This window comes from Sulfitobacter sp. DSM 110093, assembly GCF_022788715.1.
Lineage (GTDB): Bacteria > Pseudomonadota > Alphaproteobacteria > Rhodobacterales > Rhodobacteraceae > Sulfitobacter.
In genome coordinates this window covers 194,562-217,163 of the sequence record NZ_CP085169.1, presented here as the reverse complement: position 1 = coordinate 217,163, position 22,602 = coordinate 194,562, and the positions used below count along the sequence as shown (strand labels likewise).

The following is a 22,602-nucleotide window of genomic DNA, read 5'->3' as shown; positions in this document are numbered from 1 at the left end:
CATTGAAGTGAAAGCCGTATAGTAATCTATCATCAGTGCTTGCAGTATTAAGCGCGCCGAGACGACCCTGCACCGGGCATACGAATCCTCAACGCGCGTCAGCATAGATTGGCAAGCCCAAAACACTGCCGCGACACTGGAACTATTGAAGTTACGGAGAAGTGAACCTTTGCAGAAAAGGCTTGCAAAACCGATCACGATTAGACGACGCTATCAACAAAGCCTCGTTCGATCCAGAGTCTCCTGTGTATCTGAGAAATGTTGGACTGATCGCCGTGTTGGTTTGATGTCGATTAGCCTCGAAGTGCTGGTAGACCAACGCCGGTCGCGTCGAACCCACCATCAGAAGCGACAACTTGACCGGTGACGAAGCTCGCGCGATCACTGGCCAAAAAGCAGATAACTTCTGCGATTTCACTCTCCGTTCCATAGCGGTTCAATGGCATTGCATCGTGGTAAGCTGCACGTATTTCAGGGGAGTGAACAGCGAGCGCCAATTTCGTATCCACCGGTCCAGGGCAAACACAGTTGACGCGAATGCCAACCTCGCCAAGTTCCGCGGCCTGCTGTTTGGTCAAATGGATCACGGCAGCCTTGGATGTGCCGTAAGCAATGCGAAATGTCGAAGCGCGCAGCCCAGAGATTGAGCCGATGTTTACGATGGCACCGCCTCGTTCTGACAGAAGCGCTAAGCAGGCCTGAGACATGAGGAACACACCGTCGAGGTTCGTGTCCATAACGCGCCGCCAGCGGGCGAAATCAGTCTCCCCGAGCGGGCCAAAGTCGGCGATACCTGCGTTGTTTACCAAAATGTCGAGGCGTCCATATGTCTGTTTTATCTCAGCTATGGCCTGCGCGACTTGTTGGGGGATCGACACATCGCAGGTGATGGCGAGTGCTCCAGGTAGGGTGGCCGCGGCCTCTGTAAGCTCATCTGTATCGCGGTCAAGCATGACGACGCGGCGGCCTTCTGAGTGAAAGAGCGCCGCGGTTGCAAGGCCAATGCCACGGGCGGCACCTGTAATCAGGGCGATGGTATCATTCATTTCAAAACCTCGGGCAGGAATAGGGAGAGGGCAGGGACCGCCGCGACAATAGCAAGACCAATGACGCTGATGGCGAGAAAGGGCAACGCGGCGCGGGCTATACGCTCCAAGGGTTGTCTGGTGATGTTTGCCGCCACGTAAAGATTAATCCCCACAGGCGGCGTGATTAGACCAATGGCGAGGTTTACCATGACCAACACGCCGAACCACACTGGGTCCCAGCCCAACTCACGCACCACGGGCAGGAAGATCGGCAGTGAGATGAACATGACGGTAACAGGGTCCATAAACATGCCTGCAATCAACAGGATCAGCATGATGACCATCAAGATTACCCCGGCATTGTCCGATAAGCCGAGCAATTGGTCCGAATACTGCCCGACCAAGTCTTCGACGGTGACTACCCAGCCAAATAGGCTTGCATAGGCGACCACAAGCATGACCACGGCTGAGGAAGATGCGGCTTCGGTCAGGGCCTCATAGAGGGCGCGGATTGTAAGTGTGCGATATGCAAAAGCGCCAACAGCGATGGCATAGACCGTAGCAACAAGGGCGGCTTCAGTCGGAGTGAAGATGCCGGAATAGATTCCGCCGAGGATGACGACTGGCGTCATCAAGCCCCAGAAGGACTCGCGAAAGCTCTGCCTAAGATCGCGCCAATATCCGTTGCTGGAAGGGGCGGGGGAAAGTTTGTCCAGCCCCTCGCGGTTGGTCGACTTGATGAAGGGCAGGACGACCAGCATCAGCACCCCCATAAACAGGCCGGGTATAATCGCCGCAGTAAAGAGCGCTGAGATCGAGGTTTCAGCAATGACGCCATAGATTACGAGACCGATGGACGGGGGGATGACAATCGAAAACGCGGCACCTGTACAAACAAGAGCGGCGGCTGCGGCCCGGGGGTAACCGTCCTCCTCCATTCCCTTGATGATCATGGGGCCAATGGCTGCGACAGACGCCGGACCAGAACCTGAAACCGCCCCCCAGAAGAGACAAACGACGGTGCCGACGACGCCCATACCGCCAGGCAGGCTACCGATCAGGATGCGGAAAAAGCGGATCATGCGCTCGGCAATGCCCAACGTTCCCATTAGAGTCCCGGCGAGAATAAAGAAAGGGATGGCCAGCAAAGCATATTTGGCAATGCCAGTGGCGATCAGGTCGCCCGCGAGTTCAAAGCCAAACCCAATTTGCCACATCGCATACATGGCCGATAAACCGAGCGCGAATGCTATGGGTACGCGCAGCGCTATCAGCGAAAAGAAGGCCACAATCATCTGGGTGCCGGCACCCATGTTCAGTATATCAGACACTTGGGGTCGCCTGTGAATTTTGCCGTGGCGGATGCCACGTCTCTACTGCATGTTGCAGGTAGCGGACAATAATGAGGGCAAAGCCAAAGGGCAGGCCGATCTGATACCACCATGCAGGCACGCCAAGAGCATAGCTGCGGATGCCGCTGTTCATCTGGTTCATCAGTGTAGACCAAGAAAACCAAGCCGAAGCCGCCAACAGCAAGACCGAAAGGACCACTGACAGCATGAATACGGCTCTTGCCGCAGGGCGCGGCAGGAAATCCTGAACGATCGTGACCGCCAAATGCTGCCCCCGCCGAGCGGCGATCGCGGCGCCAAAGACGGTCAGCAACAAAAAACCGTTGGTCAGCAGCTCTTCTGAGGCTGCGAAGGAATAATGCGTGGCATAGCGCACCACGACATTAACAAAGCCGATCAGCGTCATGCCTAGAAACAGCACAGCACAGATAATTTTCTCGAATTCACGCAGCACGAAACGCATGGCTGTCTATCCCCCCGGATCGGCGCGGCCCCACGGTGAGGCCGCGCCAAAGCTTTAGTTCGCCGGAGCGGAAGCGATGGCATCTTGGAAGCTGCTGACGATCTCGGTGCCGACTTTTTCGGCCCAAGAGTCAAACGCGGGTTTGGTGGCCTCGCGGAAGGCGGCAAGTTCTTCTTCGGAAGGCTCGTAAACCTCCATGCCTTTTTCTTGCAGGAAGGCGACCCCATCGGCGGTGCCTTTACGGGTGATCTCGCGCTGGTATTCCATCGCCTCGGTTGCAGCGGCGCGCATCTGTTCCTGCTTTTCTTCGTCCAAACCCTCCCAAACCTTGCTGGAGACGCCGAGGAAGATTGGATCGTAGGAATAGTGCCATGTCGTCAGGTGTTTTTGCACCTCAAAAACCTGCTGGGGGATGATCACCGCGCCGATGGGGTTTTCCTGACCGTCGACAACACCCTGTTGCAGCGCTGTCATGGTCTCGCCCCACTGCATCTGCTGGGGGTTGGCGCCAAGCGTGTTCATCACGTCGATATACATTGGGCCCGCAACGCGCATGTTCAGGCCCTTCATGTCCTCTGGGGATTTGATCGGGCGCACGTTGTTGGTGACTTCGCGGAAGCCATTTTCGCCCCAGGCAAGGACTTCGATGCCCTTCTCGCGCAGGATATCTTCGAGCATTTTGGCGGGCTCACCTTGGGTCGTCGCATCAACCTGCGCATAACCACCATAGAGGTAGGGCAGCGAGAAGACGGCCATTTCAGGCACCAGCGGTGTGACGTTGATCGCAGAGGTGACCACCAGATCGAGCGCGCCGCGGCCGACCATCTCGGCCTGCTTCATTTGGTCGCCGCCGGAGAGCTGCGCATTGGGAAAGACGCGCACGTCATAGGCGCCATCGGTTTTCTCAGACAGAAGCTCACCGAATTTCTCTGCCCCCTTGTGCCAAGTCGTGGTGTCGCCCGTGTTATGCGACAGACGCAGGGTGTCCGCGCTGACCGCGCCGGAGAAGACGGCGGTTGCAAAAATTGCGGCCAAACCCGCCTTTGAAATCATTTTCATAATAGTTCCTCCCTCATTGAGCCATAATGTGGAACAGAGTTCGCCGGCTCGGGCAAGATATTTCTTGCAATCAGGAAAAGAATGCGCAGTTCTTTGTTTTCATATCCCGGAATCCCGATGTGAGAGGTCCATACTATGAACGGCGGAGATCAGGCCTCCCCCGCCAGCGGCAGCCAAGCGGTGGACCGTGCATTAGCACTTCTGCAGATCACCGGGCGCGCAGCGGGGCGGGGGGTGGCGCTGTCGGATTTGATCGAGGCCTCGGGTCTAGGCAAACCGACGGTACGGCGGTTGATGCTTGCGCTGATCCGGCGCGGGCTGGTGGAACAGGATGGCGCCTCGCGGCTCTATTTTCTGGGAGAAGAAAGCTATGTCCTCGGCACTCTGGCAACCCCGCGCCATGGGCTGTTGGAGATCGCGGCGGATGCGGCTGTGCGGCTTGCGCAAGTGAGCGGGGACACGGCCTTCGTTAACGTGCGGCGCGGCGCAGCCGCGGTTTGTCTGCATCGCGAAGATGGGGCTTTTCCGATCCGGACGCACGCGCTTGAGACTGGCGCGCAGCATCCTTTGGGGGTCGGCGCCGGGTCGCTGGCGATGTTGAGCGCCTTGCCAGATGCAGAGGTCGAAATGGTGCTGGCTGACAACGCAGAGCGAATGGCCACAGACTACTCAGCATATGACGCCGCACTTTTGCGCAGCGATGTAGCGCGGACGCGCTCGCGGGGGTTTGCATTGAACCCCGGGCGGATCGTGCCCGGCAGTTGGGGCATCGGCGTGGCCCTTTGCCGCCCCGACGGCTCTGTCGCGGGCGCCATGTCGATCGCCGCTATAGAAAGCCGAATGTTGCCGCCGCGCGATTGTGAGTTGGCGGAATTATTAAAGCGCGAAGCGCGGGAAATTGAAAACCGGTTAGCGCGCAGGATGCCGCAGCCGGTACTGAAGGAGGATGAACGATGACGGACCCTTATATCGTGGGCTGGGCCCATAGTGCCTTTGGCAAAAGCGAAGCACCCGATACCGAAGCGCTGATGGCTGAGGTCACAGGTCCGGCCTTGGCCCATGCGGGCGTGGAGGCCGATGACGTGGACGGCATATTTGTCGGCGTCTTCAACAACGGCTTCTCGGGTCAGGATTTTCAGGGGGCGCTGGTCGGCATGGGGAATGAGGCCTTGGCCCGCGTGCCCGCCACCCGATACGAGAATGCCTGCGCGACCGGTTCTGCCGCATTGCACGGGGCGATGGATTTTATTGCCAGCGGCCGGGGCAAGATCGCCTTGGTGGTGGGGGCCGAGAAGATGACCGCCACACCGGGCGTGGAGGTGGGCGATATCTTACTTGGCGCCTCCTATCGCGCGGAGGAAGCGGGCGTTGGCGGCGGCTTTGCCGGGCTCTTTGGGCAGATCGCGGGCAGCTATTTCCAGCGCTATGGTGACCAATCCGAAGCACTGGCAATGATCGCCGCAAAGAACCACCATAATGGAATGCAAAACCCTCTTGCGCATATGCAGCGGGATTTCGATGTCGCCTTTTGCAATACTGTGTCCGAGAAAAACCCTCTTGTGGCTGGCCCTCTGCGGCGCACGGATTGTTCGCTGGTCTCTGACGGCGCGGCCGCGATGGTTGTGGCCGCGCCTGAGGTGGCGGCCCAGCTACAGCGCGCCATCCGTTTCCGCGCCCGCAGCCATACGAATGAACCGCTGGCGCTGTCGCGGCGTGACATCACCCGCTTTGATGGCGCGCGGCGGGCGTGGGAGCTGGCATTCGCGACGAGCGGTCTGACGCTCGATGACCTAAGCCTTGTGGAAACTCACGACTGTTTCACCGTGGCGGAGCTGTTGGAGTATGAAGCGATGGGTCTTACCGAACCGGGGCAGGGCAGCCGCGCCATCCGCGAAGGATGGACGGCCAAGGACGGGCGGTTGCCGGTAAATCCTTCGGGTGGGCTTAAGTCCAAGGGTCACCCCATCGGGGCGACCGGCGTGTCGATGCATGTCATGGCGGCGATGCAATTGATGGGCGAGGCGGGCGGCATGCAGATCCCCGACGCCGAACTCGCCGGGGTCTTTAACATGGGTGGGGCGGCGGTGGCTTCCTACGCCTCGATCCTTGAGCGAGTGGCATGATGCAGCCTGTCACCACCCGCGTCATGAACCTCTCGCAGTTTTTGACAGAGTCTGCGCGACGCCAGCCTGAGGAAATCGGTCTGGTCTGGGGCGAGGAAACCTGGGGCTGGTCCGCGTTGGAGGCCCGTGCCACCGCCTTCGCCGCCGCCCTGCGCGACCGCTATGGCATGCGCAAGGGTGATCGTTTGTTGGTGCAATCCGCGAACTGCAACCAGATGTTTGAGGCCGCCTTTGCCTGCTGGAAGCTCGGCTGCGTTTGGGTGCCCGCCAATTTCCGCCAAACGCCAGAAGAGGTCGCATGGCTTGCCATGTCTTCGGGGGCCAAAGGACTGTTGGCGGGGGCTGAGTTCGACGCCCATATCGCGGCTTGCGTGGATGTTGCCTTCACCGTCGCGATCGGCGGGGCCGGAGAGGATGATTACGACACGCTCGTGGCGGAGTTCGCAGGCGTGCCGGTCGCCGTGGCTGAAGTGGATCGTGACGATCCCGCGTGGTTCTTCTTTACCTCCGGCACGACCGGCAAGCCAAAGGCGGCCGTGTTAACGCATGGCCAGTTGGCCTTTGTCATTACCAACCATCTTTGCGACCTGATGCCGGGCACCGGGCCTGATGATGCGTCCATCGTCGTCGCACCCCTGTCCCATGGCGCGGGCATCCATCAGCTGACGCAGGTGGCACATGGGGTGAAAACCATTCTGCCCGGTGGGGCAAAGTTCGCCCCTGCGGAGGTTTGGCGCTTGATTGCCAAATGGCGCGTGACGAATGCCTTTACCGTGCCAACGATCGTGAAAATGCTGGTTGAACATCCTTCGGTTCATGAACATGACTATTCTAGCCTGCGCTACATCATCTATGCCGGGGCGCCGATGTACCGCGCCGACCAGATCCGCGCAATTGAGGTTTTAGGCCCTGTTCTGGTCCAGTATTTCGGCCTGGGCGAGGTGACGGGCAACATCACCGTGTTGCCCCCGGCGCAGCACTCCGCAGATGATGCCGTGATGCGGATCGGCACCTGCGGCTTTGCCCGGACGGGGATGCAGGTTCAGGTTCAGGACGCCGAGGGTAAAGAGGTCGCGCCCGGCGAGACCGGAGAGGTCGCCGTGATCGGTCCGGCTGTCTTTGCCGGCTACCACAACAACCCCGAGGCCAATGCCAAAGCGTTCCGCGACGGATGGTTCCTGACGGGCGACCTTGGGCATATGGATGCTGAAGGGTTCCTTTACCTCACCGATCGGGCGTCCGATATGTATATTTCGGGCGGCTCCAATATCTACCCGCGCGAGATCGAAGAGAAGATCCTGCAACACCCGGCGATCAGCGAATGCGCGGTGCTGGGCGTGCCAGATTCCACTTGGGGCGAGGTCGGTATCGCCGTGTGTGTGGCCCGTGATAACGCACCCAAAGCAGCTGATTTGCTGGCGTGGTTGGAGGAGAAAGTGCCGCGTTACAAAATGCCAAAGTCGTTGGTGTTCTGGGATAAAATGCCACAATCGGGCTATGGCAAAATCACCAAGAAGCTAATCCGCGCCGAGCTCTTGGCGCGAGGAGAAATTTCCAGTGTCTGAGACACAGAGGCTAAAACACCCCGGCCCGGTCGCGGCAGAGCGCATCAGGGCGGTCCCATGTATAGCAACATACCGGCGGGTGAAACTGGAAGCGGGATTAACGCTCCTGCAGGCGATGACTGATGCGGTCGACGGGGCGGGGGCGTGGTTCGACTTAACTGATTTACCAGTCAGCACGCTTACTTTTGTGCGTCCGGCGCCCGCAACGGATGACTGCCATGTCGCTTGGTACAGTGCCGAGAAAGTTCTGAATGACGCCACTATCCTGCACGCTGGTGCGCATCTCGGACGGCGCGATGGTGCGGCTTTTGCCCATGTACACGGTCTTTGGGTTGCGGCAGACGGCGCTCGGCACGCAGGACATCTTCTGGGAGAGGCCACAGTCTTGTCCGTTGATTGCGAGGTGGACGTTTGGGTGCTTGAAGGCGCAGTGATGGAAACTGGGCCAGATGTTGAAACCGGGTTCACATTGTTTCGCCCGACACAAAAAGGGACCGTTGATTGCCCGAACGCGGTGCTCGCCACTATTCGGCCCAACGAGATACTGGAAGAGAGCCTCGCGATATGTGCCTCAACCAGCGGACTTAGAGTAAAGGCGGTTAAAGGCCTGGGTAGTTTAATCGGTGCAAAGTTGATCGGACAGCCATCCTTGAATGATCGAGCAACAGAGGTTCTATTGACCGGCGAGGCAGGGCGAGCGGTGATCGCAGTGGGTTTTAACGGCCCTTCCGTCGTAGGCGAACTTCAGAGCTCAAGCCTGATTTGCGTAACTTTCGAAGCCCTTCTATTGTCGTAGTTGGCTGGTCAGCTTCGGGGTTAAGGGCTTTATTAGCTAACCAGCGAATGAGGGGAGCGAACGTTGTAGTCGTCGAGGCTCAACTCATTATGCTTTCGATGCCGGATATCGCCGGGGCGCGGCTGTCGCCGTAGAGCCTGGGCGATCAGGGGGCTGAACTTGACGGTCTGGCGCCGGATCGCCTGATACGAAACGTCCACGCTACGTTCCAGCATCAGCTCCTAAACTTCCCGCAGGCTCCAGTTAAACCGGACGTAGAGCCAGACAACATAGCGTTGATTTAAGGCGTGAACCTGTGGTGTTTGTCGCTGATCTTCTGTGTCCGCATCAACGCTGCGTAGGGGCAAATCAATGGACCAGCAACCTCAGACCAAGTAACGTAACAACGCCATTTATTTTACATAAGATTCACTTTTGGTTGCAACATTAAATATGCGCATAATTGACGCGCATTGCGTCAAAGCGTACTCTGTCTTTAGGAGGTCGACCCATGAATTCGCATACAAGAAAACCAACAAACTTGTCGTTGGACGCAGATTTGCTTACTCAAGCTAAAGCGCTGAAGATAAACTTGTCTCGCGCTGCAGAGGATGGGGTGCGAGTGGCGGTTTCTGTGGCCAAGGCACAGCAATGGAAAGCGGAGAATGCCGCGGCAATCCGAAGTTCCAACGCATACGTCGAGAGGCATGGGCTGCCACTCGATAAGTACCGTCAATTCTGATGCCCAAGTATGACGTATTTCCTAACCCGTCTGGTGATGGTTATCTTTTGGATGTCCAAACGGATCTTCTGAGTGATCTGAACACCAGGATGGTCGTGCCTTTGCTGCCAACATCAAGCGCACCGAAGTCTGCAACAAGGCTCAATCCGGTTTTTGATTTCGAAGATCAACAAGTCGTTATGGTAACGCAGTTCATGGCGGCGGTCCCAGCGGGTATTCTCAGGGTCTCAATTGGAAAACTCGATGAAGAGTTTGAGAAAGTTACATCTGCAATCGACATGCTTTTCCAAGGCTTCTAGGCGACAAAGCAAATCCGTTTATTTTTATACCATAATTCATATTATGAGTTTAAAATTTTTGTAGTGGCGCGCGCTACCTTCAAGTGCGACTCTTGTTAGAAAACAGTAGTTTATCTAACGGGAGGAATCGGTATGGGAGCCGTTTACGATCAACTGAGTATCACAGAACGACGCAAGATAGAACGCTGGAGACACGCGAAGGTCCCAGTTAACGAGATGGCGCGCGTTCTGAAGCGCTGCAGATCAACGATATTTCGCGAGCTAAAGCGCAACCATTTCTCGGACGAGAGCATGCCGGGATGCGATGGCTATTACGGTGCTGCTGCCCACCTCATGCAAGCGGAACGTCGTGCTCGAGAGCGCAAGCTGATTAAACATCCTGAGCTTCGCAAGCGCGTGATCGAGCGTATCAAGAACGGTTGGACACCCGAGCAGATCAGTAACCGCATGATCCACGAGGGTGCTCCGCTTAGGGTCTGCCAAGAAACCATCTATCGTTACATCTATTCCACAGAAGGTCAGCGCGAAGACCTGTGGTGGTATCTACCGACCCACCGTGTCGCCCGTAGACCACGCCGCACCAGAAGGCGTAGAGAACCCAAGTTCCACCGCGATGTCAGTATCCTGTTCCGCCCGGATGATGTCGCTCATCGCCGTCAGTTTGGTCACTGGGAAGCTGATTTGATGCTGTTCAAACAAAAGCTTGGCCAGACCAACGTCACCTCACTGGTTGAGCGCGTCAGCCGCTTCACCGTGATCCTGAAGAACCCCAACAAGCGCACCAAGCCGGTCATGGGCAAGATCACGAGTGCCATTAAAGATCTCCCCCTCGTAGCCCGACGGTCCATCACTTTTGATCGTGGAACCGGGCGCGCGCTACCCTCAAGTGCGACTCTTGTTAGAAAACAGTAGTTTATCTAACTGGAGGAATCGGTATGGGAGCCGTTTATGACCAACTCAGTATCACAGAACGACGCAAGATAGAACGCTGGAGACACGCGAAGGTCCCAGTTGACGAGATGATGCGCTTGCAAATATTGCAAGCATATTCTATGTAACCTCATGAACAACAAACATCGCAAAACGCTTGCCGTAGTTTTCACGGACCCTGTATCGGGGACGATTGAGTGGTCGGCGATTGAAAGGCTACTGGTTGCCGCGGGAGCACGGGTGATCGAGGGCAATGGCTCGCGCGTTCGGTTCGAGAAGGTTGGCGAGGTCGAGACGTTCTACCGCCCTCACCCGGCCAAGAAAGCCAAGCGGTATCAGGTTCGCGCTGCCCGTGCGTTTTTGGAGAGAATAGGAATTACGCCATGACCAACACCATGACTTACAAAGGCTACTCTGCCCGCATCGAGTACGATGATGAGGACGGCATCATGACGGGCCAGATTGCGGGCATCCGTGACGGCGTAGGTTTTCATGCTGACAGTGTGGAAGAACTGAAAGAGGCGTTCCATGAGGCGGTTGATGATTACGTCGAGACCTGCGCCAAGGTGGGCAAGGAACCACAGAAGCCATACTCTGGCCGCGTAATGTTCCGCGTCGATCCAGAGGTGCACCGCAAGGCGGCACTGGCCGCAGAGCTGTCGGGCAAGAGCCTCAACCAGTGGGCGGAAGATGTGCTGAACCGTGCTGCGTGCGGCGGACACCCAGTATAGAATATCGGCCCAAGCCTAACTTATGAATGCCGATGCCAAGGCTTCAGCCCTTGATGAGCGCAACGGACTTGGCGCGCACTTCTGCTAGTTCCGATATGGTTACCTGACCCTTCCGCTTTGCTCTTCTGACTTTCCAATCCAGGCTTTCCACTTGATCAGCAAGCGCTGCGCTAATCGGCGACCCTTTGATAACCACTTCGAAGGGGTATCCCTTTACTTTGGTCGTCATCGGGCAGCAGAGCATCAAGCCGATCTTATTGTACTTTGCTGGGCTCAAGACGAGCGCTGGACGGTGTCCTGCTTGTGGGTTGAATTGCAGCCAGACGATGTCGCCTGCCTCTGGGATGTAGGTCATATCAGAAGGTTTCTTGCCCCAATGGCCCACCAGTCTTGATTGATGCATGAGCATTATCGCTGGTAATTCCATTTAACAAATCGTCCAATAGAAACTCCGGCGATCGATCTGGCTCAATGATAATACGTCCATTTTCTTCGCGTACATCAACAGGAGTATCGAGCGATAGCTTCGCTGCCTGCATAATGGCTGCAGGTATCCGAACGGAGGCACTATTGCCCCATTTTTTCACTATCACGCGCATCTCTCATCCTCATTCCCATTTTGAACCCAAGATATAGACATGGTGTGCGTGTGTATCAACATCGTTAATACATCCGGAATCTACTTTTACATGAAGCGCGAAAGGAACCTTCGAAATCCACCACCCCGCTCGTAAAGATGAACTGCTGCTGTTTGCGATATGCGTAGCGTGACACAGGAGAGGTTTGTTTGAAATCCAATGCGCAGTCTGAGACGAGTATGGCTTCTGCGTGCATTCAGTTCAGAATGGATGGGGTGCAAAGCCGCGTTTGGTGTCTCGGTCAGTGTGCCGTGGGTGCGCATGTGGGTATATTGATGATATCATAGGCATTGCCCGCAGTAACGCTTTTCATAATTTTAATCTTTTAGTAACATATTTCATGCGTTAGTAACGTTTTTCAGAACATCTTGCCTTTAGTGACGATATTCGCACAGGAGAAACGCAAATCAACACACAGCCGATAGAGGCTCAGTTTTCAGGGCCTGTGAGCACAATTCACCAAAGACGATTGCCTGAGAACGCTATTCCAGCAGGCTATAGTGCGCTTATTGACGCCTATCACCTCGCAGTCCCCATCCCACACCAACTCTCTGCAATCGGAGACCGGCATCGCATTGTGATTTCGGATGAATGGCGCATCATGACACCACGTCATGAGCCCCAGGCTTCACTGCGTGGCCATCTGACATTCGCCCTAAAGTATGAAGGGCTTGATCTCGCTATTCTCAAACGATTGTTTGAGGCTGTTGGGAGTGAACCAATCGTTGCATGGGCTAGTGATGAACCTAATGGAAGCTATGCGCGGAGGGTTTGGTTCCTCTATGAATGGCTCCTCCAAACGCAAATTGGTCTGGAAGACGCAACTGGCGGACGCTACGTACAAGTGCTGGACGACCGTCTTCAATATGGGTCGGCCGGGTCAAACTCGTCACGTCATAGAGTGAAGAATAATCTGCCCGGGACACCAGACTTCTGTCCTTTGGTGTTTCGCACGCCGGAGCTTGATGCTTTCTGCGCAATGGACCTGGCGCACAGAGCCAAACAGATTTTGGACGAAGTGCCCCGCGATCTTTTAGCGCGTACAGCCGCATTTTTATTGCTGAAGGACTCTCGGTCCAGTTACGCTATTGAAGGCGAACGCCCCCCCCAAGATCGCATTCAACGTTGGGGTCGCGCCATTGGTGAGGCAGGCCGACAGCCACTTGATCAAGAAGAACTGCTCCGTCTCCAACAGATTGTCATTGGGGATGACCGTTTCATAAAATTGGGTTTCCGCCAGGAAGGCGGCTTCGTCGGATCGCATGATCGTGAAAGCCAGTTGCCTCTTCCGGATCATATAAGCGCGAAGCATGAAGACCTGGACGACCTAATTGCTGGCATGGTCGCGTTTGACAGCATAAATGGGCAGAATCTCGACCCTGTGATTGCCTCAGCGGTGCTCGCGTTTGGTTTTGTCTACATTCATCCGTTTGAAGACGGAAACGGGCGTCTGCATCGATACATCTTCCACCATGTTTTGGCCGAGCGTGGGTTTAATCCGCCAGGTGTCGTGTTCCCGATCTCGTCTGCAATCCTTGAACGCGTCGACGACTACCGCGCTGTCCTCGAAAGCTATTCAACACGACTGCTGCCGTTCATCGAATGGAAGCCAACTGAAAAATCCAATGTCGAAGTCATTAACGACACGGGCGATTTTTACCGCTTTTTTGACGCCACACCGCATGCTGTATTTCTCTACAGCTGCGTCCAAAAAACGATCGAAGTTGATCTGCCTTATGAGACTGATTTCCTCCGTCAATACGACCTGTTCCGCGCAGCAATAGATGACATCTTTGACATGCCCGCACGCACCGTCGATCTCTTATTCCGCTTCTTACAGCAGAATAATGGCCAGCTCTCTGAGAGAGCACGCGGCAAAGAATTTGCCGCTTTGACTGATCACGAAGTCGAGCGGGTTGAGGACATCTATAGTAATTTCAATGCTTCCTGAGGGTTCAGTCCGGCAGGCCGACATTCGCGATTCCGGCAGATAAACGCGTTCGGCGTGACCTATTTACCGGAGGAAAGTTCATGAGAAATTTATCAGACCATCTCCTTCGGTGTGACCTTCCGCTTTTGCAGGTTCTCCCGTGAAATTGACCGTCGTCTTCGCACCACTTCTTTACTTGTACTAAATATTGTACATATAGAGGGGAGCAAAGGAGAGTTGGTATGGATGTTATGACCTATTCAGATGCACGAGCTCACCTGAAGGACGTCATGGATCGTGCGATCAATGATAAGCAAGAAGTTGTTGTGACGCGCAAAAAAAGTGAGTCCGTTGTGGTCGTATCCTTGGACACCTGGAACGCCGTTAACGAGACGTTGCACCTCTTGTCCACACCGAACAACGCATCCCGCTTACGCGCATCGATCGCGCAACTCGATGCTGGAACTGGCAATGAGCGTGACCTGGCCGAGTGAAGCTGGTTTTCTCTGAACAGGCTTGGGAAGACTATCAACACTGGGTCAGTACCAATGACAAGGTGCATGAGCGGATCAACGAGCTGATCAAACAGTGCAAGCGGACCCCTTTAAAAGGGACCGGCAAGCCGGAACCTTTGAAAGGGGATCTGACCGGCTGGTGGTCACGGCGAATTTCTCAGGAAGATCGAATGGTCTACCGGGTCAAGGGAAGGGGCGACGGTCAAAGCTTAGAGATTGCGCAACTGCGGTTCCATTACTGAATGGCAGGAGTCTTGGGGGGTACACGTTTTTGATATCCTCCTCGCTACTTTCCTTCAGCGGTAGATGTTGCAATTCAGAACAAGCGCTATTCACAGACAGAGCAAAATCGGTCGCTGCGGCTTCAGTACGCTTCATAATAGCGGGCACATACTTCCTCATCTGATAAGTCCTCCATTAGAGAGATCTCTGTGCGTTTGTGTCGGTCGATGACATCAATGAGGGTTTTACCAAATGCTTTAGCAGCCCATTCGCTAGATGTGAGCGCGCTTAGCGCGTCATCAAGGTTCGATGCTAGGCGCGTGCATCCAGCTGCCTTCAGTTCCTCAGGGCTAAGTTTGGCAAGGTCTGTTTCGGTGGGCGTCGGCGTTGTCAGGTCGCGGTCCAAGCCGTCTAGACCGGCATTGATTAAGGCTGCGAGCAAGAGGTGGGGGCTGGCAGCCGCATCTGCGGCTCTAAACTCAAAATGGAATTTCCGAGCCATGGCCTCCGGATCTTTGGTGCCAAAGACTGGGCAAATACGTACCGCAGATTCACGATCTTTGTTCCCAAAATTGTTGAAGGCAGCACTCCAGCGATGAGGCTGGAGCCTGAGATATGAAGGAACAGAGGGCGCGGCGATGGCCAAGAATTCGGGTAGTCGTTCGAGAATGCCGGCCACAAAGGCACCCGATGCACGCGCAACTTCGCTAGGTTGCGTGGGGTCGTGGCAAACCGGTTGCCCATCTAAGGTTTCAAGGCTGAAATGGACATGCACCCCATTGCCAACGCCATCTGGATGCAAAATCGGAGCGAAGCTTGCGCGTTCACCCTGCCCTTGGGCACAAGCGCGCACCAAGTCTCTTAAGATTGCAGCTTCATCTGCTGCTCGTAATGCAGGTTTTGGGCCGACGGTAACTTCGCATTGGCCTGGCCCGTACTCCGGCATGAACGTGTCAATGTCGAGCCCCGCTGCGTCCAGAACCGACATAACAGCATTAGGGAATGTGCCGAGCCTTCGGAACGTGCGTAGCGTGTAGCCTAGCCCTTCTTGTTTCGGCAGGCCTGAATAATGAAACTCATGCTCGAAAGCCGCTTTGACGCGTAGGCCGTGCCGGTCTTCTAGCCGTTCCAACGCAGTCTTGAGCTGGCCGCGCAGACAGCAGTCCCACCGTTCGTCATCCAATGTGAAGATGTCACCCAAGGCAAAACTTTCGTCAATGCCAGCCTCTTCCATTTCGAGGTCGATCAAAGTTTCTGGATCCGGTCGGATCGTAAGATCCCCTAATGCGCCCCATGGGGAAGGTGCGATCGGGCCGAAAGAGGTCTGCAGAACATTCGTCGGTGTCCAGCCGATGCCGTTTTTTTGGCGCGACTCCCATGCGCGCCATGGAACCGCTTTACCGCGCAGTTGCCCTGCTACGTCACTGGCGCAGATCATTATTAAGTCGGTATCGAGACGCGTCACGTCGGACCTCCTAAGTGCTTTCAGATTGGGAATTATATGCGCCGGTATCTACGCAACTCAGCGTTTCGCCCAAGGCCAAACGTTCTTGAAGCGGAGGCCCGATCTTTTTTGCAAGCCCTCCGATAAGGGCCTCGGCGAGTAGAAGTTGCCCACAATGGCTATCTATTGGAGAAGGTGAAGCGGAAGGCATGCGAAACAGGACTTCGGCACCAAAATCATGCCTGTCGGCCCATGCGTCGGAGATGGCGATGACTCGCGCCCCCTGTTTGGCCGCAAGATTACTGAATCTCAGCAGGGATGGCTGATACCGGCGAATATCGGTCACGCAAAGTACCGTACGGCTGTTCATTTCCAATAGGTAGCGCTGCCATCCTTCGGATGGCCCCTCCACTAGCTGAACATTTGGGCGGAGCAAGCCCAGGTACTCTGTTAGCAGCGCGGCAATGTGCCGTGAATGGCGTCCGCCCGCGCAATAGATGCGGTTTTTCGTATCAGCGAGAAGAGCGGTGGCGGTTTCGAAATCCGCGTCCATTACTGGATCATGGCAATTCTGCAATTGCTGGGAAGTTCTGTTCAACAGATCGCTCAGCAAGCTCCCCTCTTGATCTGGGCGAGCAGTTTGGGCTGACAGTCGCTGTAGTGGTGTTTCCAGAAGCCGCGCTACGTCTGATTTTACAGCTTCCTGAAACCCTCCGTACCCATTCAGGTCGAGCCGTTGTACCAACCTCAGGACTGTCGCGGTACTCACATTGGAGCGCTCTGCTAAAGCTGAGACGGTGCAAAGAGCAGAAAGCGGGTATTGGCGCAGGATCTCGCGCGCCACGTCCTGCTCTCGACGTCCAAGAGATTCAAAAAGGTCAGTGATGCGCTGAGACACGGCAACAGAGTCGGCGCCAGTCGGGCTCAACTCGGGCTGATCAGTACGGGGCTGCGCATGTTTTTTGTTCATGAAAAAAAAGTAATGATATATAAGAGGCCCCACAAGACAAAAATGTCAAAAATTATTGACGCACGGCCCTCACCTTCGCTAGCGTCATGAGATGGACATGATGCCGGATAGCATGGCTGTTTTTGGCATGTCTCTGCGTCCTGTCGGCAGCGGTGGCGAAGAGCAACGACGCGTAAATGTTATTTGTCCGGTGTCATATTCGAAACTCAGGGGAGTAAAGATTGATGAAAACTTTAAAAAAATTTGCAGCAGCCGCGGCTTTGACCGCCTTAGGAGCCGCACCTGGCCTGGCACAGGACGAGCCAATCAAGATTGGAGCTCTTTATAATGCTACCGGAGGCATGTCGTCCTTGGATGGCCCTTCCCTAAAGGGCGCGCAACTGGCTGCTAAAAAAGTGAACGAGAACGGTGGCGTGCTTGGTCGGCAGATCGAGTTGCTTGCACCTGATACACGGACTGATCAACAGGAAACGGCGAAAGCTGCACAACGTGTCCTATCTGAAGGGGTCGTTGCTGGAATTGGGCAATCTGATACGACCTTTGTCATGGCCGCAGCGCCCTTGTTTCAAGAGGCTAGCATTCCCTTTGTGACATCCGGAGCAACGCACCCGGAGTTGCCGCAGTGGGTTGGAAACTACATGTTTATGGCGCCATTTGGAGATGATGACCAATCCTACGCCATCGCGGATTATGCGGTGGATGAGATGGACGCGAAGACTGCCGTCGTGTGGACGGACCAATCGATGGACTTCACGAAGGCCCTCAGCAAGTTTTTCAAGGAGCGTTTCATCGAGCGCGGCGGGGAAATTGTTGCTGAAGATAGCTTTATGATTGGCGACACTGACTTTTCAGCACAAATCGCGCGCCTCAAATCAACCGATCCGGCGCCCGACATTATTTTTGTCTCCGCAATCCCGACCGAAGCCGGTTTGACGGTCAAGCAAATCCGGGAAGCAGGGCTTGAGCTTCCGATCGTCTCTGGGGATGGCTTTGATACTGATCTGGTCGCGGATACCCCCGGTCCGGATCTGGCAAATGACGTTTGGTTTTCAACTCATACCTATCGTGGGGACGACCGTCCGGAAGTGGGCCAGTTCATTGCGGATTATAATGATGAGTACGGCATGGACCCCGAGAATGCTTTTGCGCCATTGGGCTATGATGCGTTGATGCTTGTTGTTGATGCAATCGAACGTGCCGGATCGGCGGAGCCCGATGCGATCCGCGATGAATTGGAAAAAACGCGCGACTTTAAAGCGGTGACCGGTACCATATCGTACACACGTGACACGATGGTGCCACCGAAGCCGATTTCGATCATCTCGGTTATGGGTGGTGAGTTCAACGTCGAGTCGATTTGGCGGCCTTGAGTTAAACGTCCACTCGCAAGCAGTCCATTGGTTTGCGAGCCTTTGAAAGACGAAGTGCGTGGGCGAAGTATTGGCGTTCCCCGAGGGAGTTTCCTTGGGGAACCACTTGCCCTACGAAAGCTCTTCCAAGATTGGCACTGTCTTCATGTGGGTCTCTACGGTTGATCTGACTTCATCACTCATCGGCAAATTTGGCGCTTCTGCATCCCAATGCTCCCGAAAAAGCTGAACGGTCTCTTTAGCAGCATCGATCGCCATCTTTTTCGGTATGGAAGCTTTCACCGCGAGATGCGTTAGCTCATCCAATGAGAACGCCGAGAACACTTTGGCGCGGCTGATCTTCATGTTGGTTGCATCGCCCGGAATGTAGGGCACGGTCGCCACAAAATCATAAGCGGGTGCCAGCGATACATACCGCCTGTCCGGGTAGATCAACGACCAGTTCTTCATGTGCATATCTGCATTGCCGATCAGCATATTAAAGGTCAGACGCCGGATATATTCGATGATGTCGGTGTCATTACCTTCGGCGGCGATCACCTGAGCGATGTTCCGGAATGTGCCATTGCCGTACTTGTCCTCAGGATAGAGCCCATAGACCTGTGCGAAATCCTCGATATGGACGCTCGATCCGTTGGATAGCCGATCAAAGCGCTCAATCACAAAGGCATGGTTGCCGGTCCTATCGATGCCTTCGGGCAAGTTCTTGATCGCATTGATGCTGACCAGATCGATGGCAGGCACGTTCATCCCGATAAGGCTGGCCAGCTTCATCATCGAGTATTCATTTTCAGGGACGCCGGAGAATTCGCGGGAGGGTAGCTTTACGATCCAAGAGCCCCCCACGCCAGAGGCGGGGATGGTCAGTCCGCCGCTTGCTTCCATCACGGCGGAAAACTTGAGTTGAACACCTGCCAGCGAGAAGCGCAGCGCGTTTTCGCGTTGATCATCGCCATGATCATCGGCACCGTCGGTGGCATCCGGCGGCCAGGCTTCACCATCGGAAGGGGTTATTGTGATCGCGCCGGGCAGGTCATGGCCAAGTGCCCAGAGTAAATAGAATTCACGTTCGGGATTCACGCCCACCCGTTCGGCCAGGTATTTGCGCAGATGACCTTCGGGCAGAAGGTTTGAGAAGAAGGGCATGACGCGCTTCTGATAGGGTCTAAAGTCCGTATAAAGCTCCCCGAATTCATCCTTGAAAGCGAGGCTGAGGGTCGGCCTGTCAGGGTTTTCGATATACTCGTCAGTGAAGGCAAAGATGGTGCGATCGCCGCCGAGATTGGTGAGCGTGCCGATCGGCTCGCCATACAGGTTCACGTTGAGAACGGAGACACTACTCATCGTTTTCTCCATCAAGGCGATAGGCAGGACGCGGCAAGCGCACGCGATCCTCGTTAGCTATGCCGTGAGCAAGCGTGTTCCGGAAACTTTTCATCTGCTTTGACGCGTCTTGCAGCGCTGCAATGCCACCCTCGCCCTCCACGGCTTTGAGCGCTTTACGGATGCTGCGCAATGTGTCGGGGTTCCGGATCAGGTTCCCGAATTGTCGCATCTCTCGAAACTGCCGCTGCAGGTTTTCGAAGGCGGGACTATCGATTTTGAGCGACTGGATGTGCTCAAGCTGCTTGGCGAGCTGGGCAATCTCTTTACGCGTTTCCGGCGTGGCCTTCGGCGCGTCGCTTACGTTACGGGTGAGCGTCCTTACGGCGGGTGCCGCCTTGCGCGGCACAAGCGCCAGTTCCAGATCGAGGGCGTTGGCAATGGCGGTCAGGCTTGAGACGGTGAGGTTGACCGCGCCGCTCTCGATCTTGGAGATGTGCGACTGCGGCACACCTGCACGCGCGCTTAGTGCGCGCTGGCTAAGCCCCTTGTTCTCGCGTGCGGTCTTCAGTGTCGCCGCCAGTTTTTCGCTCTCATAGCTCATCTTGATATAATCCTGCAGATCAAGCAAAGCGCTTGATCTGCGTTGGTGTATCATATTGGGCGCGGCTTCTCAAGTTATGATCTATTTAAGTATATATATGTAATGATGTGATATGCTTTTGTAGATCGAAAGCATGATGGCACATCTCCAAGATGGATCAGGGAGTGCGCACAGCCGTGTACTTCGGAGACCAGAGCATACTCGGTGCAGGGCCCTATGAATCATACGTCTGCCTTATGATCCGCGTTGCTTTTCGTCTAACCGGTTCGGTTTCCGTTCTTACACTTCGTTGCCGTTGAGCGAGGCATAGCATCGTCGTGACAGCTCGTGCTGGGTGGAATGCCCACTTGTGGAAAATCGGACGGGATCTTCTGCCCCTACAGCAGAGTGCCCACTACGTCTGGTTCGAATGTATCAAAGGGCTGACTGGGTTGGAAAACTTTCCTACAGCGCGCTATATGGAATTATGGACCCCGTGCGCGATAGCTCCGAGCCTGGGCGTCGGCCAGGCATGGGGATCGACGACCTGCCGTCTTGGAATGGCTGACCGGCTTCGGCCAGCGCAGGATATAAATGCCTGTGTCTGGGGCGGGCATCCAAAACTCGCCGCGTGCCTGGCGACAATCTCAACGAAGAAGGACGCAGCATTGATAACCCACACGATCCACAGGATAGCGGTGTTGGCTCGCCAAAACCGCCCTCTTCTTTTCTCAGAACGCCTCTAAGCGTTTCACAAGGAAATATTTTGGGCTGTCGCAGTCGATGCGGTGCTGGTGGAAAATCGTCTCCTTCGAATTTCCGACTTTTTAACAGAATAGGCTCTAAGCAAACTCTTTCTGCGGGCGTTCATTGAACTGATCGTGACAGGCTGCTGAAGTTGTTTCTGAAAAATGGCATATGGCGAAATCGTCCCACCCTCCGTCTCAATCAACCACATCATTTCTGAGCGCGATTGGCGGCCCAAGAATTTGGTTTTGTTGAGTTGTGATGCAAGCGTTCTTATTCGGCGGCTCGTAACTGTTGTAGGATATCTTCCACCTCTTCCGTCTGGCAATATCCGCCGAAGGCCGCGAGTGCCTTGTCGTGACGCGCTTTGGTTTTCGTTACACAGGCATCTTTGGCGCAGATCATGTAAAAGCCGAGATCAGCGCCATCACGCACCGCCATGTCGACACACTGATCGGTCAATAGTCCTGCCACGATGACCCGATCCAATCCCATGTTGCGCAGCAAATAGGAGAGATTGGTTGAGTTGAACACACCGGAAGAGGTCTTCGGGATCAAGATATCGTCTTCTTGTTGGCGCGCTTCTGGAAGTGTCTTGGCGAGGGGGGAGCCGCGGGGCACCAGAATGTCTGATAATTTGTGATCGAGGCTACGGTCCCGCCCATCTGCTGTTAGAGCTTCGATCACGGTATAAATGATTTCGCATCCTGAAGCGCGGGCGCCGTCAACCAAACGGGTTAATGCTGGCAGCATGCGGTCGCGCATCGCTGTGGCCATTTCGGGTGCTTCGGCCAAGACCTCGTCTGTATATTCACTAAGCTGGACATCAACCACAAGAACGGCGGTTTTCGATGGGGTTAACGGCCAGTTGCGTATTGGTTCGACCTGTTTCACAGCGTAGTCCCTTCTTTTGGAGGATTGGTTGTCACACCGAGGTTTTCGGCAGCTTCGCGCAGTGCAAAGACCAGTTCATTGGCTCGCGTCTCAATCTGTTCTCGAGTGGAGAGAAGGTCGTTTCGCACTTCAATTTCAACGCTGTCTAAGCCTCGATCTTCACCATGAACCGGGACTGTGTAGTCACTGTCTCGGTTCATGTCATAAGGCTCGTTTGCTAATGCCTTTTCCCCATGCTGCGCACGTAGCGCTTTTAGTAAAGCAGGAGATAACGTCGTGTCGCGGTCAAAGAGTACTCCATACTCCACTTCCCGTTGCTTTCCGAAGAACGTTGGGGTGAAGCTATGAATGGTCACAAAAAGAGTTCTTTGGCCTCGTGCTTCCCTCGCATCCAGCATATTTGCTACGCCATCCTGGAAGGGTTGCCAGATTTCGGCCCGACGTCGCGCGCGCTCGGCAGGCGTCAAATCGGCATTGGCTGGAACAGGAATGCCCTCGCCGTGTGTGGGGATGAAGCTCTCAGCTTCCCAATGTCGGTTGCAGTCGCAGATCATGCGCGAATACCGCTGGGTTGCCAAAGGGGCGTCAAGACGCTGGGCGATAATGTGCGCTAGGTCCAACGCCCCAATATCCCACATGAAGTGGCGGGTTAAGTGTTCATCATCAAGTCCCAGTGTGCCGAGGCTTTTTGGGAGGCGCGCGCTTGCGTGCTCACACACGATCACAAAAGGACTTTGGCCAAGCTCATTTTCAAGTCCGAAGGGCGATGGCTCGTCGGCACTTAAGAGTGTTAGATAATCAGGCATTAGGGGCTCCGACTACGGCTTTCTTCGCCGCTTCGCAAATGAAACTTTTAATACATATTGACATCAAGGCGGTTACAATATCAATTTAAATTT

General features: G+C 55.2%; 25 protein-coding genes and 1 pseudogene. 13 read left to right on the top strand and 13 right to left on the bottom strand.

Going from position 1 to position 22,602, the window contains the following annotated elements; translation table 11 throughout:
• Positions 1-293 precede the first annotated feature (293 nt).
• From DSM110093_RS19195 to DSM110093_RS19180, 4 genes are read right to left on the bottom strand one after another with little or no spacing between them, the layout of a single operon-like run.
• Complete coding sequence (locus DSM110093_RS19195; protein WP_243268016.1) at positions 294-1,046, bottom strand: SDR family oxidoreductase; 753 nt, start codon at positions 1,044-1,046, stop codon at positions 294-296.
• The gene (locus DSM110093_RS19190; protein ID WP_243268015.1) at positions 1,043-2,359 is read right to left on the bottom strand and encodes a TRAP transporter large permease; all 1,317 of its coding nucleotides are present in this window, start codon (positions 2,357-2,359) and stop codon (positions 1,043-1,045) included. Before DSM110093_RS19190 ends, DSM110093_RS19195 begins: the two co-directional genes overlap by 4 nt.
• The gene (locus tag DSM110093_RS19185) at positions 2,352-2,843 is read right to left on the bottom strand and encodes a TRAP transporter small permease (RefSeq protein ID WP_243268014.1); all 492 of its coding nucleotides are present in this window, start codon (positions 2,841-2,843) and stop codon (positions 2,352-2,354) included. Before DSM110093_RS19185 ends, DSM110093_RS19190 begins: the two co-directional genes overlap by 8 nt.
• 54 nt (positions 2,844-2,897) lie before the next feature.
• Positions 2,898-3,896 (bottom strand): DctP family TRAP transporter solute-binding subunit, encoded by a 999-nt coding sequence (locus DSM110093_RS19180; protein ID WP_243268111.1) that lies wholly within the window; start codon positions 3,894-3,896, stop codon positions 2,898-2,900.
• A gap of 141 nt (positions 3,897-4,037) precedes the next feature.
• On the opposite strand from DSM110093_RS19180, the gene DSM110093_RS19175 reads away from it, so the two are divergent.
• From DSM110093_RS19175 to DSM110093_RS19160, 4 genes are all read left to right on the top strand, one after another.
• Positions 4,038-4,859 (top strand): IclR family transcriptional regulator, encoded by an 822-nt coding sequence (locus DSM110093_RS19175; RefSeq protein WP_243268013.1) that lies wholly within the window; start codon positions 4,038-4,040, stop codon positions 4,857-4,859.
• Positions 4,856-6,025 carry an acetyl-CoA acetyltransferase gene (locus DSM110093_RS19170; protein ID WP_243268012.1) on the top strand — a complete coding sequence of 390 codons (1,170 nt, stop codon included), beginning with the start codon at positions 4,856-4,858 and terminating at the stop codon, positions 6,023-6,025. The genes DSM110093_RS19175 and DSM110093_RS19170 overlap by 4 nt, the downstream gene beginning before the upstream one ends.
• The gene (locus DSM110093_RS19165; protein ID WP_243268011.1) at positions 6,022-7,590 is read left to right on the top strand and encodes an acyl-CoA synthetase; all 1,569 of its coding nucleotides are present in this window, start codon (positions 6,022-6,024) and stop codon (positions 7,588-7,590) included. The genes DSM110093_RS19170 and DSM110093_RS19165 overlap by 4 nt, the downstream gene beginning before the upstream one ends.
• Before the next feature lie 79 nt (positions 7,591-7,669).
• The gene (locus DSM110093_RS19160; RefSeq protein WP_243268010.1) at positions 7,670-8,386 is read left to right on the top strand and encodes a hypothetical protein; all 717 of its coding nucleotides are present in this window, start codon (positions 7,670-7,672) and stop codon (positions 8,384-8,386) included.
• Between the two features lie 98 nt (positions 8,387-8,484).
• Here DSM110093_RS19160 and DSM110093_RS19155 read toward each other — a convergent pair.
• Positions 8,485-8,666 (bottom strand): annotated as a pseudogene (locus DSM110093_RS19155) (IS6 family transposase); the annotation flags it as partial.
• Between the two features lie 210 nt (positions 8,667-8,876).
• Here DSM110093_RS19155 and DSM110093_RS19150 point away from each other — a divergent pair.
• From DSM110093_RS19150 to DSM110093_RS19130, 5 genes are all read left to right on the top strand, one after another.
• Positions 8,877-9,107 carry a type II toxin-antitoxin system CcdA family antitoxin gene (locus tag DSM110093_RS19150; protein WP_243268009.1) on the top strand — a complete coding sequence of 77 codons (231 nt, stop codon included), beginning with the start codon at positions 8,877-8,879 and terminating at the stop codon, positions 9,105-9,107.
• The gene (locus tag DSM110093_RS19145; protein ID WP_243268008.1) at positions 9,107-9,406 is read left to right on the top strand and encodes a CcdB family protein; all 300 of its coding nucleotides are present in this window, start codon (positions 9,107-9,109) and stop codon (positions 9,404-9,406) included. Before DSM110093_RS19150 ends, DSM110093_RS19145 begins: the two co-directional genes overlap by 1 nt.
• A 132-nt stretch (positions 9,407-9,538) precedes the next feature.
• Positions 9,539-10,318 carry an IS30 family transposase gene (locus DSM110093_RS19140; protein WP_243267803.1) on the top strand — a complete coding sequence of 260 codons (780 nt, stop codon included), beginning with the start codon at positions 9,539-9,541 and terminating at the stop codon, positions 10,316-10,318.
• 150 nt (positions 10,319-10,468) lie between these two features.
• Positions 10,469-10,723 carry a type II toxin-antitoxin system HicA family toxin gene (locus tag DSM110093_RS19135; RefSeq protein WP_243267802.1) on the top strand — a complete coding sequence of 85 codons (255 nt, stop codon included), beginning with the start codon at positions 10,469-10,471 and terminating at the stop codon, positions 10,721-10,723.
• Positions 10,720-11,067: a type II toxin-antitoxin system HicB family antitoxin gene (locus DSM110093_RS19130; RefSeq protein ID WP_243267801.1), complete on the top strand. Its 348-nt coding sequence runs from the start codon at positions 10,720-10,722 to the stop codon at positions 11,065-11,067. The genes DSM110093_RS19135 and DSM110093_RS19130 overlap by 4 nt, the downstream gene beginning before the upstream one ends.
• 43 nt (positions 11,068-11,110) lie before the next feature.
• Here the strand turns inward: DSM110093_RS19130 and mazF are convergent, their stop codons facing one another.
• Together mazF and DSM110093_RS19120 are read right to left on the bottom strand one after the other, a co-directional pair.
• A complete protein-coding gene (mazF, locus tag DSM110093_RS19125; RefSeq protein WP_243267800.1) occupies positions 11,111-11,422 on the bottom strand; it encodes an endoribonuclease MazF in 312 nt (103 codons plus the stop codon).
• Position 11,423: 1 nt separating this feature from the next.
• On the bottom strand, positions 11,424-11,666 hold the full coding sequence (locus DSM110093_RS19120; RefSeq protein WP_243267799.1) for an AbrB/MazE/SpoVT family DNA-binding domain-containing protein: 243 nt from the start codon (positions 11,664-11,666) through the stop codon (positions 11,424-11,426).
• A gap of 640 nt (positions 11,667-12,306) precedes the next feature.
• Between DSM110093_RS19120 and DSM110093_RS19115 the strand changes: the two genes are divergently transcribed.
• From DSM110093_RS19115 to DSM110093_RS19105, 3 genes are all read left to right on the top strand, one after another.
• Entirely contained in the window at positions 12,307-13,656 is a 1,350-nt protein-coding gene (locus DSM110093_RS19115; protein ID WP_243263448.1) for a Fic family protein, read from the top strand.
• A 221-nt stretch (positions 13,657-13,877) separates the two neighbouring features.
• A complete protein-coding gene (locus tag DSM110093_RS19110) occupies positions 13,878-14,129 on the top strand; it encodes a type II toxin-antitoxin system prevent-host-death family antitoxin (protein ID WP_243267798.1) in 252 nt (83 codons plus the stop codon).
• Positions 14,126-14,392 (top strand): Txe/YoeB family addiction module toxin, encoded by a 267-nt coding sequence (locus DSM110093_RS19105; protein WP_243267797.1) that lies wholly within the window; start codon positions 14,126-14,128, stop codon positions 14,390-14,392. The genes DSM110093_RS19110 and DSM110093_RS19105 overlap by 4 nt, the downstream gene beginning before the upstream one ends.
• A gap of 122 nt (positions 14,393-14,514) precedes the next feature.
• Here the strand turns inward: DSM110093_RS19105 and DSM110093_RS19100 are convergent, their stop codons facing one another.
• Together DSM110093_RS19100 and DSM110093_RS19095 are read right to left on the bottom strand one after the other, a co-directional pair.
• On the bottom strand, positions 14,515-15,837 hold the full coding sequence (locus DSM110093_RS19100; RefSeq protein ID WP_243267796.1) for a glutamine synthetase family protein: 1,323 nt from the start codon (positions 15,835-15,837) through the stop codon (positions 14,515-14,517).
• A gap of 10 nt (positions 15,838-15,847) precedes the next feature.
• Positions 15,848-16,786 carry a MurR/RpiR family transcriptional regulator gene (locus DSM110093_RS19095; RefSeq protein WP_243267795.1) on the bottom strand — a complete coding sequence of 313 codons (939 nt, stop codon included), beginning with the start codon at positions 16,784-16,786 and terminating at the stop codon, positions 15,848-15,850.
• A 224-nt stretch (positions 16,787-17,010) separates the two neighbouring features.
• Here DSM110093_RS19095 and DSM110093_RS19090 point away from each other — a divergent pair, with 224 nt between their 5' ends.
• Positions 17,011-18,156 (top strand): ABC transporter substrate-binding protein, encoded by a 1,146-nt coding sequence (locus DSM110093_RS19090; protein ID WP_243267794.1) that lies wholly within the window; start codon positions 17,011-17,013, stop codon positions 18,154-18,156.
• A 111-nt stretch (positions 18,157-18,267) separates the two neighbouring features.
• On the opposite strand, the gene DSM110093_RS19085 is transcribed toward DSM110093_RS19090, so the two are convergent.
• The 4 genes from DSM110093_RS19085 to DSM110093_RS19070 form a co-directional block, all read right to left on the bottom strand.
• Positions 18,268-19,500: a HipA domain-containing protein gene (locus DSM110093_RS19085; protein WP_243268002.1), complete on the bottom strand. Its 1,233-nt coding sequence runs from the start codon at positions 19,498-19,500 to the stop codon at positions 18,268-18,270.
• Complete coding sequence (locus DSM110093_RS19080) at positions 19,493-20,083, bottom strand: helix-turn-helix domain-containing protein (RefSeq protein WP_243267793.1); 591 nt, start codon at positions 20,081-20,083, stop codon at positions 19,493-19,495. The genes DSM110093_RS19085 and DSM110093_RS19080 overlap by 8 nt, the downstream gene beginning before the upstream one ends.
• A 999-nt stretch (positions 20,084-21,082) precedes the next feature.
• The gene (locus DSM110093_RS19075; protein ID WP_243267792.1) at positions 21,083-21,703 is read right to left on the bottom strand and encodes an isochorismatase family cysteine hydrolase; all 621 of its coding nucleotides are present in this window, start codon (positions 21,701-21,703) and stop codon (positions 21,083-21,085) included.
• The gene (locus DSM110093_RS19070; RefSeq protein WP_243267791.1) at positions 21,700-22,509 is read right to left on the bottom strand and encodes an N-formylglutamate amidohydrolase; all 810 of its coding nucleotides are present in this window, start codon (positions 22,507-22,509) and stop codon (positions 21,700-21,702) included. Before DSM110093_RS19070 ends, DSM110093_RS19075 begins: the two co-directional genes overlap by 4 nt.
• Between the last annotated feature and the right edge of the window lie 93 nt (positions 22,510-22,602).

Bases quoted from the DNA above. Each gene is read 5' to 3' on its own strand.
- DSM110093_RS19195 (WP_243268016.1), bottom strand. From the start codon at position 1,046: ATGAATGATACCATCGCCCTGATTACAGGTGCCGCCCGTGGCATTGGC.
- DSM110093_RS19185 (WP_243268014.1), bottom strand. From the start codon at position 2,843: ATGCGTTTCGTGCTGCGTGAATTCGAGAAAATTATCTGTGCTGTGCTG.
- DSM110093_RS19180 (WP_243268111.1), bottom strand. From the start codon at position 3,896: ATGATTTCAAAGGCGGGTTTGGCCGCAATTTTTGCAACCGCCGTCTTC.
- DSM110093_RS19175 (WP_243268013.1), top strand. From the start codon at position 4,038: ATGAACGGCGGAGATCAGGCCTCCCCCGCCAGCGGCAGCCAAGCGGTG.
- DSM110093_RS19170 (WP_243268012.1), top strand. From the start codon at position 4,856: ATGACGGACCCTTATATCGTGGGCTGGGCCCATAGTGCCTTTGGCAAA.
- DSM110093_RS19165 (WP_243268011.1), top strand. From the start codon at position 6,022: ATGATGCAGCCTGTCACCACCCGCGTCATGAACCTCTCGCAGTTTTTG.
- DSM110093_RS19150 (WP_243268009.1), top strand. From the start codon at position 8,877: ATGAATTCGCATACAAGAAAACCAACAAACTTGTCGTTGGACGCAGAT.
- DSM110093_RS19145 (WP_243268008.1), top strand. From the start codon at position 9,107: ATGCCCAAGTATGACGTATTTCCTAACCCGTCTGGTGATGGTTATCTT.
- DSM110093_RS19140 (WP_243267803.1), top strand. From the start codon at position 9,539: ATGGGAGCCGTTTACGATCAACTGAGTATCACAGAACGACGCAAGATA.
- DSM110093_RS19135 (WP_243267802.1), top strand. From the start codon at position 10,469: ATGAACAACAAACATCGCAAAACGCTTGCCGTAGTTTTCACGGACCCT.
- DSM110093_RS19130 (WP_243267801.1), top strand. From the start codon at position 10,720: ATGACCAACACCATGACTTACAAAGGCTACTCTGCCCGCATCGAGTAC.
- mazF (WP_243267800.1), bottom strand. From the start codon at position 11,422: ATGACCTACATCCCAGAGGCAGGCGACATCGTCTGGCTGCAATTCAAC.
- DSM110093_RS19120 (WP_243267799.1), bottom strand. From the start codon at position 11,666: ATGCGCGTGATAGTGAAAAAATGGGGCAATAGTGCCTCCGTTCGGATA.
- DSM110093_RS19115 (WP_243263448.1), top strand. From the start codon at position 12,307: ATGACACCACGTCATGAGCCCCAGGCTTCACTGCGTGGCCATCTGACA.
- DSM110093_RS19110 (WP_243267798.1), top strand. From the start codon at position 13,878: ATGGATGTTATGACCTATTCAGATGCACGAGCTCACCTGAAGGACGTC.
- DSM110093_RS19095 (WP_243267795.1), bottom strand. From the start codon at position 16,786: ATGAACAAAAAACATGCGCAGCCCCGTACTGATCAGCCCGAGTTGAGC.
- DSM110093_RS19090 (WP_243267794.1), top strand. From the start codon at position 17,011: ATGAAAACTTTAAAAAAATTTGCAGCAGCCGCGGCTTTGACCGCCTTA.
- DSM110093_RS19085 (WP_243268002.1), bottom strand. From the start codon at position 19,500: ATGAGTAGTGTCTCCGTTCTCAACGTGAACCTGTATGGCGAGCCGATC.
- DSM110093_RS19080 (WP_243267793.1), bottom strand. From the start codon at position 20,083: ATGAGCTATGAGAGCGAAAAACTGGCGGCGACACTGAAGACCGCACGC.
- DSM110093_RS19070 (WP_243267791.1), bottom strand. From the start codon at position 22,509: ATGCCTGATTATCTAACACTCTTAAGTGCCGACGAGCCATCGCCCTTC.